Origin of the sequence: Methylobacterium sp. WL1 (assembly GCF_008000895.1) — a bacterium.
Taxonomy (GTDB): Bacteria; Pseudomonadota; Alphaproteobacteria; order Rhizobiales; family Beijerinckiaceae; genus Methylobacterium.
The window spans coordinates 1,520,741-1,534,316 of the sequence record NZ_CP042823.1 but is presented as its reverse complement, the minus strand read 5'-3'; the positions used below and the strand labels follow the sequence as shown (position 1 = coordinate 1,534,316).

The window sequence follows — 13,576 nt, the reverse complement described above, 5'->3', positions numbered from 1 at the left end:
ACCGGCATTCCACTGTCATTCCGCAGGTCTCTGTAGAATAGTCATTGGCGTTGAGACGGGCGGGCTCCGTGGGGGCGCTCGGCACACCGGAAGTCGGCAGCCGCCAATGGCGAGCAGACCGGCAGGGTAGTGCCGAATGCGGGACGGAAGCCTTGAGACCTTGGGAAGGACAGAAACAATGATGAAGAACTGGCTCGCGGCCGGCGCGGTCGCGCTCACGGTCGGCATGACCTCGACGATCGCTCAGGCGCAGACCACCACGGTTCCCGGCGAGCAGGTCGGCCTGGCCATCGGCGCGCCGCTGCCCGAGGGCGTCTACGCGATCAACACCTTCACGTTCCGCCGCACCGATGGCCGGAACGATCCCGATACCGCCGTCAACGTCCCGGTGCTGGTCTGGTCGACCCCGCTTGTGCCGTTCGGCGGCCGCATCGAGCTGCTCGTCGCCCCCCCGACCGTGTTCGCCTTCACCCGCAACCCGGCTGGCGTGCGCAACAAGGACATCTCGATCAACGTCGGCACCTTCGTCGGCGGCATCTGGGCGTTCGACCTCGGCAACAACTTCGGCGTCAGCTTGCTCGGCGGCGCGTACCTGAACGACCTCAACGGCGATCGCGGCTCGATCATCACGCCGCAGGGCACGACCGCCACCCCGGTTCTGGGTCAGCTCTCCTCCAACACCTACCGCTTCGGCGTGGCCGGCAGCTACACCGGCGACGGCTGGAACATCACCGGCAACCTGACCGCCAACATCTACGACTCGCCCGGTCGTTTCCCCGGCCAGGTCGGCGCCGCGATCGGGCCGCTCCGCATTTCGGACTCCCTAAACTTCGACCTCACCGCCACGAAGAAGTTCGGCAACTTCGAGATCGGTCCGGTCGCCTACGGCACCTACAACTTCGATATCGGCCAGGCCAGCTTGGCAGCCAACAACCGCGGCCGGTTCGCCGTCGGCGGCCTGATCGGCTACGACTTCAAGGTCTTCACCGTGCAGGCCTACGTCGCCCGCGACGTGGTCACCGGCGCGCAGATCGCCGCGACGCCGTTCAGCCGCGCCCGCAGCGACTACTCCACGGACGGCTGGCTCCGCCTGATCGTGCCGCTGTACTCCCCGGCCCCCGCCGCACCGGCCCCGGTGGCCCTGGTCCGCAAGTACTGATCGACCCGAGATACCGGTCTCCCACCGCGCAGGCGGCGGGGGACCCGGATCTCCACCATCCCGTCCGCCAGGACGGCGAACCGCCCGGCCACCGCCGGGCGGTTTTTTCATGCCCGCCGGCCAATGCCCGCCGGACCCGGGCGGATATTCAGATCCTGCGAAACCTTTCCGCCCGAGGACCCGTAAGCGGCGACGTAATCCCGGTCCTCGCTCGATCCCGGGATACCTCAGGGAAGGAAACACCAGGATGCTCAACGTTATCGGAGGCCGGCGCGCGGCCCGGGCGGTCGCCCTCGCTCTGACCCTCGGCCTCGGTGCGACCGGCGCGGCCTACGCCAAGAACCCGATGGTCGGCGGCGCGCCGATGTATGCCAGCAAGACGATCGTCGAGAACGCGGTCAACTCCAAGGACCACACCACCCTGGTCGCCGCCGTGAAGGCCGCCGGCCTCGTCGAGACGCTGAGCGGGCCCGGCCCGTTCACGGTGTTCGCGCCCACGAACGCCGCCTTCGCCAAGCTGCCGCCGGGCACCGTCGAGAGCCTGGTGCAGCCCCAGAACAAGCCGACGCTGACCAAGATCCTGACCTACCACGTCGTCCCGGGCGTCTACACCGCGCAGGACCTGGTGGCTTTGGTCAAGAAGGGCGGCGGCCAGGGCCAGCTCACCACGGTCGAGGGCGAGCCGCTCGCCGTGGCTGTGCAGGGCAAGAAGGTCCTGATCACCGACGTGAAGGGCAACACCGCCACGGTGACGATCCCGAACGTGATGCAGTCGAACGGCGTGATCCACGTGATCAACGCCGTGCTGACCCCCTGATCCGGATTCCGTGATCCGACCCACCCGCGGCGCCGCTCCGGCGCTGCGGGTTCCTCACTGTTGCTACTCGGCGATCAGCTTGCCGGTATAGACCACCGGTCCCGTGGGCTGGCCGCTCGGCGAGCCGCCCGGAGGCTCCACGGAGACCGCCAGCACCCCGTCCGGCGCGGCGCCCTGCGGCAGGGTCACCCGGGTCGCACCGCCCCCGACGAGGCCGAGCGGCTTCGGGCCCTCGGCGCCGACATACCACAGCTCCAAGCTCCGGCCCGCGGGCGCCTCGGCCCCGACCGGCCGGACCTGGGCGGTGCCGGTGCGGGTGTCGACGCGCACGATCAGCGCTGGGAGCGCGCCGCCGCCCTGGACCACCGCGAGGTAGCGGCCGCCCTCCGGCTCCGGTCGCAGGCCCATCGCCACGAACAGCGCCAGCCCGGCCGCCAGCAGCCCGGCCCCCGCGGTGGCGATGCGCCAGCGCCGGACCTGCCGCCGCAGATGGGCGAGGGGATCGCGCAGACGGGGATCTTGAGTGACGGGATCGCCGGCGAGGGGATTGCCCCCCTGCGGAGCGGTCGATCCGCCGGGCCCAACCGGGAGCGCGCGCAGCAGCGCCGCCCGCACCCGCGGCGACGGCATCACCGGCGGGATGGCACCGAGCAGGGGCGAGAATCGCCGCTCCCAGGCCTGCACCCGGGCGACAGCGGCGGTATCGGTGGCGAGCGCGAGCGCCATCGCGGCCCGCTCTTCGCGGTCGAGGGTGCCGAGCACGTACTCGGCCGCGCGCAGGTCCGGATCCGAGCCGGGATCCGCGGTCAGGTCGCCTGGCCCGCCGGTCACGTGACCGCCTCCAGGCAGGTCTTCAGCGATGCGAGCGCGCGGTGCAGCCAGGTCTTGATCGTGTTGACCGGCCGGTCGTAGCGCTCGGCCAGCTCGTCGCGGGAGCGGCCCTCGCAATAGGCCAGCACCACGCAATCCCGGTGCGCCGGCTCCAGCCGGCCGAGGCAGGCCCCGAGCGCGTCCCGGTCCAGGAACGCCGCGGCGTCGTCGTGCGGGTCCATCAACCGCGCCACCCAATCCTCTCCGTCATCCCGCACCGGTCCCTGAACCTCGGCGGCCCCCTTCCGGCGCAGGCCGTCGATCGCCCGGTTCCGGGCGATCGTGCACAGCCATGCGAGCGGGCGTCCGGCCTCGGGGTCGTAGCTCCCGGCCGCCTGCCAGATCCGCAGATACGCGTCTTGCAGGACGTCCTCGGCGAGCGACCGATCGCGTTGGATACGCAGGATCACGCCGAAGAGTTTCGGGCTGGTCAGGTCGTAGAGTTCGGCCAGGGCGGCCGCCTCGCCGCGCCCGATCTCGAACAGCAGCCGGCGCAGCCGCGCATCGTCGGCGCCATGAAGGCCCGGCGGCACCCGGTCCTGAGTCGCCCCCGCGGCAAAGATCGGTCCGGCCAAGATCCGTTCCTGCGTCCGCGCGCCGTTCCCCTGCCGGTCGCGCTCCCGTAAGATAGCTCTAAGCGCCCCCGCGTGTCCTGTCACATCGCCGGCCCGCACCGGATCGCGGACGTGTCGTCGGCTGCCGATCCGCGCGCGGCGCCGCGCCACGGGTGTCGCAGGCCGTGGCGACAGCCTATCTTAGTCTGATTTCGCGCATCCGGCGGTGCCGGAGCAGAGCGAACGAGTCGAAGGAATCTCATGGCGACGCAGGGCGAGTGGAAGATCCCCGCGCAGGCCCAGCCCAGGCCTGCGGATTACGGCTACGATCTCGATCGGGCGCTCTCGTCGGTGCTCGCCCTCTCGGCGCGGGTGCCCGAGAGCGCCTTCACGGCCGAGACCCTCGGCACCGAGCGCGCCGGCAACGGCGTGGTGATCCGGGAAGACGGGCTGGTGCTCACGGTCGGCTACCTCGTCACGGAGGCGGAGAGCGTCTGGCTCACCACCCGGGAGGGCCGCTCCGTGCAGGGCCACGTGCTCGGCTTCGATGCCGCCACCGGCTTCGGCCTGGTCCAGGCCCTGGGCGATCTCGGCGTCCCGGCCCTGCCGCTCGGCCAGTCGGCCGGCCTGAAGACCGGCGACCGGGCCGTGGTGGCGGGGGCGGGCGGGCGCCAGCGCTGCGTCGCCGTCGAGGTCGTCGCCCGGCAGGAATTCGCCGGGTACTGGGAGTATGTCCTCGACGAGGCCCTGTTCACCGCCCCGGCCCACCCCCATTGGGGCGGCACCGCGCTGATCGGCGCGCAGGGCGAGCTGCTCGGCATCGGCTCCCTGCAATTGCAGCAGGGCGGCAGCAGCAATGCCCGCCCGATCAACATGGTGGTGCCGATCGACCTGCTGCCGCCGATCCTCGACGACCTGGCCACGCGCGGGCGCGCCAACCGGCCGCCGCGGCCCTGGCTCGGCCTCTACGCCACCGAGAGCGAGGAGGGCATCGTGGTCATGGGCCTCGCCGACGGCGGCCCCGGAGACCGGAGGCCTGCGCGGCGGCGACGTGATCGAGGCGGTGGCCGGCGAGCCGATCCCGGACCTCGCCGCCCTGTTCCGCAGCATCTGGGCGCTGGGCGAGGCCGGCGTCCGCGTCCCGCTCACCGTGCGCCGCGACGGGCGCAGCGTGAAGCTCGCCCTGGTCTCGGCCGACCGGGAGCGGTTCCTGCGCACGCCCTCGCTGCACTGAAGGCGCGGTGCGGGAAACCGTCTCCGCCGGGGCCGCGTTTCCCGGGCGCGGAGCCTGCACCGGATACAACCACAGGCTCAGCATCCGTTCAGGCGGCGCGGCCGAGTCTCCCCCGACCGGCACCGATCCGCCGGACGTTTCGAGGAGATCTGTCATGGCGATTCTGAGCGCATCGCGCGCGAAGGCACTCGTTGTGGCCGCCGCGATCGCCGGCGGCCTCGGGCTCGCGGGCTCCGCCCAGGCGGCGGGCGGCTGCGGCCCGGGCTTCCACCCGAATCCCTGGGGCCTCTGCCGCCCGAACTGGGGTCCCCGCCCCTATTACGGGCGCCGGCCGGTCTATTATGGCGGCTACGTCCGCCCGCGTCCCTTCTACCGCCCCTATGGCCGCCCGTTCTACCGGCCCAACGGCTTCTACGGCCCGCGCCCGTTCTACTGAGCGCCGCCTCCGTTTTGCGCTGCGAAGGGCGCCCCGCCGGCCGGCGGGGCGCCCTTCGCGCGTTCAGACCGGGTCTCCGCATGCGCACAAAGAATGACCAGCCGGGAAGGTTGCCGGTTTCTTAATCCGCGTATGCGGCCCACGCAGACCAGATCCTTGGCCTTTCGACTCCTGCTGCGCCGCGGGAGGTTTATATGTGCGTTGCACCAACAAGAGGCAGCGATGCGCAACGGCGCGCCACTCACTGCCCGAACAGAGGTCAATACACTCCATGTCCGCCGCTCGTAGCGTCCTGGGTCGCGTCCGCGCCTATCTCCGGTACCGCGACACCGTCTCCCAGCTGTCCCGCCTCTCGGATCGCGACCTTGCCGATCTCGGCATCAACCGTAGCGAGATCCACGGCATCGCCCGCGTCTGATCTCCTGAACCATCGCGATTCGATTCAAAGGACCGCCGCCCGTTGATCCGGGCGACGGTCCTTCGCTATTCTGGGATATGACACAGACCCTACACATCGTCGGCGGCGGCCTGGCGGGATCCGAGGCGGCCTGGCAGGTGGCCGAGGCCGGCCATCGCGCCGTGATCCACGAGATGCGGCCGGTCCGCGGCACCGAGGCCCACCAGACCGACGGCCTGGCCGAGCTCGTCTGCTCGAACTCGTTCCGGTCGGACGACCCGGAGAGCAACGCCGTCGGGCTGCTCCATCAGGAGATGCGCTCCTTGAGCTCGCTGATCATGCGGGCGGCCGACGCGAACCAGGTGCCGGCAGGGGGCGCCCTGGCGGTGGATCGCGAAGGCTTCTCCGCCACGGTGACCCGGGCCCTCGAGGAGCATCCCAACGTCACGATCGCGCGCGGCGAGGTCGAGGGCCTGCCGCCGGAGGAGTGGGGGCCCTGCATCGTCGCCACCGGCCCGCTGACCGCCCCGGCGCTGGCCGAGGGCATCCGGGCGCTCACCGGCGCCGAGTCGCTCGCCTTCTTCGACGCCATCGCGCCGATCGTGCACCGCGACTCGATCGACATGGACGTGGCGTGGTTCCAGTCCCGCTACGACAAGCCCGGTCCCGGCGGCACCGGGGCCGACTATCTCAACTGCCCGATGGACCGGGCGCAGTACGACGCCTTCGTGGCCGCCCTGGTGGCGGGGGACAAGATCGGGTTCCAGCAGTGGGAGGGGACGCCGTATTTCGACGGCTGCCTGCCGATCGAGGTGATGGCCGAGCGCGGCCCCGAGACCCTGCGGCACGGCCCGATGAAGCCCGTGGGGCTCACCAACCCGCGCGACCCGCAGGTCAAGGCCTGCGCGATCGTGCAGCTGCGCCAGGACAACGCGCTGGGCACCCTCTACAACATGGTCGGCTTCCAGACGAAGCTGACCTATGCCGAGCAGGTCCGGATCTTCCGCACGATTCCCGGCCTGGAGCGGGCCGAGTTCGCCCGGCTCGGCGGCCTGCACCGCAACACCTATCTCGACAGTCCGCGCCTCTTGGACGCCACCCTCCGGCTGAAGGCCCGGCCGGCCTTGCGCTTCGCCGGCCAGATCACCGGCTGCGAGGGCTATGTCGAGAGTGCCTCGGTCGGGCTGATGGCGGGGCGCTTCGCGGTGGCCGAGGCGGCGGGCCGGCCGCTCAGCCCCCTGCCCCAGACCACGGCGCTCGGCGCCCTCATCGCCCACATCACCGGCGGCCATGTCGGGGCCGACGGCGAGGCCAACGCGCCGCGCTCGTTCCAGCCGATGAACGTCAATTTCGGCCTGTTCCCGCCGCTCGCCCAGGCCCCCCGCAACGAGACCGGCCGCCGCCTGCGCGGCCCGGAGAAAGCCGTGCTGAAGAAGCGGGCGCTCACCGACCGCGCCCGGGCCGACCTCGCCGCCTGGATGGCCGGCGCCCCCGTGGCGGATTGGCGGCTGGCGGCGGCCGAGTAGCGCGGCACGTCATGGTTTCGAAAGGTCTGTGACCTTTCGCGGGTGCAGGGCAGAGCCCTGCTGTCGGGCTTCGCCCCGACACCCCGCCAAAGGGCTTGCCCTTTGGAAACCCACAGGCGCGCATGGCGCTTGCACCGCCCGTGCGTTCAGCCCCGGGGACCGCATGACCGAGATCGATACCGATACTTTCCTGGCCGACCTCTACGCCCTGCGCGCGATCGGCCGGTTCCGCACCGGCGTCCACCGGCCGACCTTCTCGCCCCAGGACATGGACTCGCGCCGCTGGCTGATGGCCCGTCTGGAGGCCTGCGGGCTGGAGGCGTCGATCGACGGGATCGGCAACGTGCTCGGGCGCCATCGCGGGCCCGGACCCCACCTCCTGGTCGGCAGCCACATCGAGACCCAGAACGAGGCCGGTTGGCTCGACGGGGCGCTGGGCGTGGTCGCCGGGTTGGCCCTGGCCCGGGCCGGGCTGCCCGTCGACGTCGTCGCCTTCGCGGACGAGGAGGGGCACTTCTCCGGCGGCTTCCTGGGAAGCCGCTCGGCGATCGGCGACCTCACCGAGGCCGAGATCGACGCCGCCTACAACCGCACCGACGGCACGCCGCTCCGCGCGGCCCTCGAAGCCGCCGGGCTCGCCGGATTGCCGCGGCTGCGGATCGACCCGGCCCGCTACCGGGGCTTCCTGGAACTGCATATCGAGCAGGGGACGCAGCTCGAATCCGCCGGCCTGCATCTCGGCGTGGTCAGCGGCATCGTGGCGATCTGGCAATTCCGGATCGTGTTCGAAGGCAACCAGGACCATGCCGGCGGCACCACCATGGCCGAGCGCCGGGATGCGGGGCTCTCGGCGATACGCCTGCTCGCGGCGATCGACCGGGAATTCCCGAAACTCTGCGGCCCGCGCAGCACCTGGACCACGGGGCGGATCACCCTGGATCCCGGCGGCTACAGCATCATCCCGGGCCGGGCCGAGGTGGCTTTCCAGTTCCGCGACGTATCGATCCCGGTGCTGGAGCGGATGGAAGCCTGCCTCGAGGCACTGGTGCGCGAATCCAACCGGCGCGAGCGCTGCCCCGCCACGCTCACGGTCCTGTCCAAGGCCGTTCCCGCCCCCTGCGACCCGGGCCTGATGCGGGCCCTCTCCGAGGCTGCCGAGCAGGTCTGTCCCGGCCACTGGCAGGTGATGCCCTCGGGCGCCGGCCACGACGCCCAGAACATCGCCCGGATCCTCCCGGCCGCGATGCTGTTCGTCCCATCGATCGGCGGCATCAGCCATCATTGGGCGGAGGATACCAGCGACGCGGACCTGGCCTTTGGCGTGCGCGCGCTCGGCGCGGCGGCGGCGCGGGTGCTGGCGGGGTGAGGCTGCTGTCGCGCAGGACGGCGACAAGCGCCGCGTCCTCGTCGGGCGCTTGTGGCGGAGCGAGGGCCGGCCAGCGTCGGCCCTCCACCATCGAAGCAACGCTCCCCGCGCCCAACCGTTGACCCGCATCGATGCCGGAGGGCGGCCATGCGGATTCGCAAGGAAGCGACCTATGACGGGGTGTGGACCGTGTTCGTCGGCGACGGGCTCTGCTTCAGCGACCTGAGCGAGCCGGCCGCCGACGCGCTGGTGGCGGCGTTCGCGCAGCGGTTCGCCGACGCGGAAGCGTGAGCCTCAGGCGCCCGGGATCAGCGACTGGATCGGGATCAGGTCCGGGCGGTATTCCTGCATCCCGCCGGCGATCCGTTCTTCCACGGCGTCGAGGAATTTCTCGGGGTCGGTGATCGAGCACTGGCGCAGGTCCCAGAAGGCGTAGCGCCACCAGCGCACCGCCAGGTAGCGCTCGATCAGCGCGTCGGGGAAGCGCATCTTCACCACCCGGGCCGGGCTGCCGGCCACGATCGCGTAGGGCGGCACGTCCTTGGTCACCACCGCCATGGCGCCGATGATCGCCCCGTCGCCGATGGTGATGTCGGGCATCAGGAAGGCGCCGTGGCCGATATAGACGTCGTTGCCGATGCGCACGCGCTTGGGCCACAGGTAGGGCCCGCAGATCTCGTAATCCTCGGCGCGCGGATCGTGGTGGTCGAACACCGCCGAATGGTGCGTGTAGAACAGCGGCGAGGTCGAGCCGCAATGCACCGGGTGGCTGCCGCGCCCGACCTGGACGCTCTCGCCGATCGAGCAGTAGCGGGCGATGTCGGCGCCGAAATAGTAGCCGCTCACCGCGTACGAGAACGCCCCCATGGTGAGGCAGTAATCGATCCCCATCCACTTGATGCTGCACGGCGGCTCGAAGGTGCAATCCTCCGGCAGGCCGAACGGAGCCGGATGCAGCACCGAGATGCCGCGCCGCAGCATCTCCTGCTTCATGTCCTCGTTGACGGAGATCATGCGGCGTCCTCGTCGAGTGGGTTTTGCGCCCCGGCCGGATTCAGGTCCAGGACGTAGTAGTCGCGCATCAGGTCGTCGTATTCGGCCGCCTGGATCGGCACCGAGAGCTCTCCGCCGGGGGAGACGTCGATCGCCAGCAGCCGGTCGTTGAAGGCGCCCGGATCGTTGGCCAAGGCGTAGGGCAGGCCATGGCCGTTCGGGTAGGCGCGCAGCCGGTCGCCCTGGGCGCCGAGGTCGAAGGCCGCCACCGGCAGGCCGGTCCGCAGCCCGAGCGTCAGGGCGTACGAGTAGGTCTCCGGCCAGATCGCCGGCAGCAGGATCAGGTCGGCGGAAACCCGCCCGACGAGATCCAGCGCCTCGGCGTCGCCGGCATAGCGGCCGGTCTGGGTCACCCCGGCCCGCTCCAGGCCGCCCGTGAGCGCGGGATCGGTGTAGCCCACGATCGCGAAGCGCAGCGGCAGCTTCCGGTCCTGCGCGTCGGTCGCCAGCGCCTGGAGGAACAGGCCGCCCTTGGTGGCGCTGATCGCGCCGAGCACCGCGACCCGGCGCACGCGGCCCGGCCGGCGCAGGGTGGTGGAGCGCACGCTGCGGTCGTGCTCGACATGCGGCCGCACCGTGATCGCCAGATCCGGATACACCGCCCCGATCCGCCCCGCCGTGTCGGCCGACGGCGCGAACACCCGCGCCGCCCCGGCCAGGAACCGTCCGAACGCGGCCCGGCGCTCCTCAGGATCCGGCTCCTCGTAGCCGTCCGCGTCCGAGGCCAGGCAGTCCCGGCACACGGGCACCGGCGCCAGCCCGCAATAGCGCCCGTCCGGCATCACCAGGTGGTTGCGGTGGCAGACCGGCGAGAAGTCGTGCAGCGTCCAGGCGTAGGGCCGCCCCGAGCCGGCGACCAGATCCATCAGCGCGCGCGCCGCGTTCCAGCGCAGGCCCGCCAGCGAGTGCACGTGGATCAAGAGCGGCGCCAGCTGGTCGATGAACGCGGAGACCGCCTCGGCGTCGCGGGGCAGGTACAGACTATCCAGGCTCGGCAGGTACACGAACTCCCGGCTGCGGTACGAGACGTTGACCTGGATGTTGCGGGCCCGGTCGACCGAGAGCAGCACCACGGCGGTGCCCTCGGCTTTCAGCCGGGCGATCATGTCGTCGATGTGCCGCTGGATGCCGCCACCCCAGCTGTGGGTCACGAACAGCACCGCCCGGCCGCGGAAGTGCCGGGCGAGCCGGTACAGGTCGAGCCGCGCCCGGCCGCGCCGGCCCGGATCGGCCTGGACGAACTGGCCGACCAGCGCCGGGTAGTCCGGGTGCTTGGCGAGCAAGGCCGCCTGGCCCTGGTCGTACTCGCCGCCCGGATCGAGCCCGAACGAGATCTGCCCGGCATGGTAGACGTACACGTCCTCGGCCAGCAGGTTCGAGAACCCCGCCTTGCGGGCGCGCATGCACCAGTCGTTCTCCTCGCCGTAGCCCTTGCCGAAGGCGACCGCATCGAGGGTGCCGACGGCATTGAGCGCGGCGGCGGTCATATACATGCAGAAGCCGACCCCGGTGGGCACCTCGACCGAGCGGCCGCGGTTGAGCGCCTTGGCGGCCTGGTCGAGCTCGGGCCGGGAGATCTCCAGCGCCATGGCGTTGTTGGCGTTGAACTTCGGGTAGCTGCAGATCGTGGCGTTGCTGGACAGGGGCGTGACGCTGCCGACCGGCGGGCGGCCCTCCGTCTCGGCGGCCTCGGCGTGGGCGACGAGCCGGTCGAGCCAGTCGCCGAACACCTCGGCATCGGAGTTGAGCAGGACCGCGGCGCGGCCCTGGCGCAGGGACAGGCCGCGGTTGACCGAGCGCACGAAGCCGAGGTTGTCTTGGTTTTCGACGAGGTGGAACAGGCCGCGGCCGGCGAGGTCCTTCAGGTCTGCGGTCAGCTGCGGGTCGGGGGACCGGTCGTTGACCGCGAGCAGGGTGAAGGGTGTGTTCTGCGGGGCGGACAGGCAGGCGTAGATGGCGCGCAGGGTCTCGCCGCGGCCCTTGTAGACCGGCATGATCACGACGACCCGGGCCTGGGCGAGGGTGAGCGCGCGGGGCAGGCCGTCCCAGTCCCGCGGCTCGGGCGCCTCCATGGCCGGCCAGGTGCCGAGATCCTCCGGGCCGCCCATCAGCCCGGCAGCCCGGCCGGTGCGGACGTAGTGCAGGAACGGCGGTTCGCCCGGCGCGAACAGGTGGCCGTAGGTCTCCGCGTAGAAGGCGATCGAGAAGGCCTTGCTGGGGTCGCGGCCCTCGTGCTGGCCGTAGGCGACGAAATGGGCGAGTGGGCCGCCCGCCGCGCCGGCGACATCGGGATTGCGCTTCGCGTAGAACGCGGCGTCGAAGAAGGGCTCGATCAGCCGGGCCTGTTCCGCCAGGGCGTCCGCCTCGGAGGGCGCCGGGCCGTAATGCGGATCGAATGTCCCGGCCGCGATGTCGACGCCGTGCAGCAGCGCCGTGGCGAGGTGGTGGACGAGGGGCGCGATCCCGGTCTCCCGCACCCAGGGATGCGCGTCGAGATAGGCCTGGCCGTTGAAGTCGGCGCGCGGGTTGCGGCCGTCCCGCCAGCCGGCGTCGCAATAATCGCGGACCGCGTCGGCGTCCTCCGCCAGGCCGTAGCGCTGCCGGTAGAAGGCATGGTCGAAATGGAGCGCCGCCAGCCCGGCCTGCAGGTCCAGGGACGCCCTCCGGTCCAGGGACGCCGGCCGGTCCAGGGGCTTCCGGCTGACCGCGCCGAGCCAGAGCGTGTCCTCCGCGGGCGGACGCGCCGGGCGTAGGCCGCAGACGCGCAGCAGCGCGTCGAGCGTCGACCGGCCCGGGCCGGGATCGCGCAGCTCCCGCCAGCCGCTTGTGGCGAAGTGGAGGTAGGGGCCGGCCTCCCCCACATCCGCGTAGGTCGCCCGGTACCAGGCCTCGTCCACGGCCGGGACGTTCAACCTGTCCGGGCCCGCGAACGGCTTTTTCCCCGCGAGCCGGGTCTCGGCCACGTACCGGAAGAACGGGTCGCCGATCACTGCCCGGCTGCCGGCGCGCGCCTGCACGAAGCCGGCCGGGTCGAAATCCTGGCGCGGGCTGCGCAGCGCACGCCAGCCGCCGGCCACGTAGGCCCGCATCAGCTCCGCGTCGGAGGCCTCCTCCGGCTCGTCCAGCCCTTGGCGAAAAAAGGCGGCGTCGAAGTAGGGCGCGAGCGCCTCGGCCTGAAGCGCGAAAAGATCCTTGGGCTCGGGCCGGGCCGGGCCGCCGTGCAGGACGTAGTGCACCAGCGGGTTCTGGGTCACGTAGGAGATGCCCCGGGTCAGGCAGTAGGCCAGGGTGTCGAAATGCGGCGACGGCTCGCGGCCCTCGCGCCAGCCGGACGCCATGTAGTGGCCGGCCGGATCGACGCCGGCGGCCTGCAGGTCGGGGTTGTTGGCGAGGTAGAACGCGCCGTCCACGAGGCGGCGGGCCAGGCGCTCGGCCTGCCCGGTGTCGGGCCTGGGCAGGGCGCCGCCTTTAGCGCGCTGCGCCGTCACCCAGTGCAGGAACGGGTTGATGCCGGCGGCGGCCAGATACGGCCGCGCGGCGAGGTAGTCGTCGGTCGAGAAGTCGGGCCGCGGATCCCGGCCCGCGCGCCAGCCGACCGTGAAGTAGTCGCGCACGGGATCGACCGTGATGCCGTACCAGCTCGCGTAGAAGCCCGTATCGACATGCGGCTCCAGCGCCGCGACCAGGCGCGTCTCGAGGGTGTCGCCGACTCCGGCCTCGGCGTCGCCCAGCGGGCTTGCAGCGCGCCGGGCCGGCCCAGCGGGTCGCTGATCTGGCGCCAGCCGAGGCGCAGGACGCGCGCGGACTCCGTGACGCCGCGCGACCGGCCGGCCGAGGCGGCGCTTGAACCGCCCGAGGGTCGGGGGCAAACCGAGGCGCATCTCAGGGCTCTGCGGGGGTATGATCGCCGCGCGCCGTCACGAGGCGCGGCATCCGTCGGCCGCCTTCGGGGTCGACGCGGTCGAGGCGCTGGTCTCGGATCGGATCATGGTCGGCAGCGTCGGGGGCGTGCGAGGCGCGGAGGCGGGCCGCGTATTCTTCGCCCGTCGAACTAACGGAACCGGCCGAGTCCGTAAACCATGGGCCGGCCCGTCCTCGGCCTGCGCGGCCGCGTGATCCGGCCTGGCCGCTTGTCGGGGACCGGGGTCCGCGATATCGAAGCGG

General features: G+C 71.8%; 12 protein-coding genes and 1 pseudogene. 9 read left to right on the top strand and 4 right to left on the bottom strand.

Translation table 11 applies throughout. The annotated features are described in order from the left end of the window. The first annotated feature begins 178 nt into the window (after window positions 1-178). Both FVA80_RS07680 and FVA80_RS07675 read left to right on the top strand, forming a co-directional pair. Window positions 179-1,159, top strand: a complete 981-nt coding sequence (locus tag FVA80_RS07680; RefSeq protein WP_147910580.1) for a transporter — start codon at window positions 179-181, stop codon at window positions 1,157-1,159. A gap of 247 nt (window positions 1,160-1,406) precedes the next feature. Continuing rightward, window positions 1,407-1,976, top strand: coding sequence for a fasciclin domain-containing protein (locus FVA80_RS07675; RefSeq protein WP_147857251.1), 570 nt, complete (start codon window positions 1,407-1,409; stop codon window positions 1,974-1,976). Window positions 1,977-2,039: 63 nt separating this feature from the next. Here the strand turns inward: FVA80_RS07675 and FVA80_RS07670 are convergent, their stop codons facing one another. Beyond that, entirely contained in the window at window positions 2,040-2,807 is a 768-nt protein-coding gene (locus FVA80_RS07670; RefSeq protein ID WP_147957805.1) for an anti-sigma factor, read from the bottom strand. Beyond that, window positions 2,804-3,343 (bottom strand): sigma-70 family RNA polymerase sigma factor, encoded by a 540-nt coding sequence (locus FVA80_RS07665; protein WP_246692408.1) that lies wholly within the window; start codon window positions 3,341-3,343, stop codon window positions 2,804-2,806. The genes FVA80_RS07670 and FVA80_RS07665 overlap by 4 nt, the downstream gene beginning before the upstream one ends. Window positions 3,344-3,661: 318 nt before the next feature. Between FVA80_RS07665 and FVA80_RS07660 the strand changes: the two are divergent. The 6 genes and pseudogenes from FVA80_RS07660 (at window position 3,662) to FVA80_RS30355 (ending at window position 8,650) form a co-directional block, all read left to right on the top strand. Continuing rightward, window positions 3,662-4,634 (top strand): annotated as a pseudogene (locus FVA80_RS07660) (S1C family serine protease). Between the two features lie 154 nt (window positions 4,635-4,788). Further along, complete coding sequence (locus tag FVA80_RS07655) at window positions 4,789-5,070, top strand: hypothetical protein (protein ID WP_147910471.1); 282 nt, start codon at window positions 4,789-4,791, stop codon at window positions 5,068-5,070. Window positions 5,071-5,341: 271 nt separating this feature from the next. Continuing rightward, entirely contained in the window at window positions 5,342-5,488 is a 147-nt protein-coding gene (locus FVA80_RS07650) for a DUF1127 domain-containing protein (RefSeq protein ID WP_147857367.1), read from the top strand. Window positions 5,489-5,565: 77 nt separating this feature from the next. After that, complete coding sequence (gene trmFO, locus FVA80_RS07645; protein ID WP_147910472.1) at window positions 5,566-6,993, top strand: methylenetetrahydrofolate--tRNA-(uracil(54)-C(5))-methyltransferase (FADH(2)-oxidizing) TrmFO; 1,428 nt, start codon at window positions 5,566-5,568, stop codon at window positions 6,991-6,993. Window positions 6,994-7,156: 163 nt separating this feature from the next. Continuing rightward, window positions 7,157-8,359 carry a Zn-dependent hydrolase gene (locus tag FVA80_RS07640; RefSeq protein WP_147910473.1) on the top strand — a complete coding sequence of 401 codons (1,203 nt, stop codon included), beginning with the start codon at window positions 7,157-7,159 and terminating at the stop codon, window positions 8,357-8,359. 147 nt (window positions 8,360-8,506) lie between these two features. Then, window positions 8,507-8,650, top strand: a complete 144-nt coding sequence (locus FVA80_RS30355; RefSeq protein WP_187193614.1) for a hypothetical protein — start codon at window positions 8,507-8,509, stop codon at window positions 8,648-8,650. A gap of 3 nt (window positions 8,651-8,653) precedes the next feature. Here FVA80_RS30355 and FVA80_RS31845 read toward each other — a convergent pair whose 3' ends face one another. Both FVA80_RS31845 and FVA80_RS07630 read right to left on the bottom strand, forming a co-directional pair. Beyond that, on the bottom strand, window positions 8,654-9,373 hold the full coding sequence (locus FVA80_RS31845; protein WP_147910474.1) for a CatB-related O-acetyltransferase: 720 nt from the start codon (window positions 9,371-9,373) through the stop codon (window positions 8,654-8,656). After that, window positions 9,370-13,293 (bottom strand): glycosyltransferase, encoded by a 3,924-nt coding sequence (locus FVA80_RS07630; RefSeq protein WP_147957804.1) that lies wholly within the window; start codon window positions 13,291-13,293, stop codon window positions 9,370-9,372. The genes FVA80_RS31845 and FVA80_RS07630 overlap by 4 nt, the downstream gene beginning before the upstream one ends. 19 nt (window positions 13,294-13,312) lie before the next feature. Between FVA80_RS07630 and FVA80_RS07625 the strand changes: the two genes are divergently transcribed. Next, window positions 13,313-13,528, top strand: a complete 216-nt coding sequence (locus FVA80_RS07625; protein WP_147910476.1) for a hypothetical protein — start codon at window positions 13,313-13,315, stop codon at window positions 13,526-13,528. The last annotated feature ends 48 nt before the right edge of the window (window positions 13,529-13,576 follow it).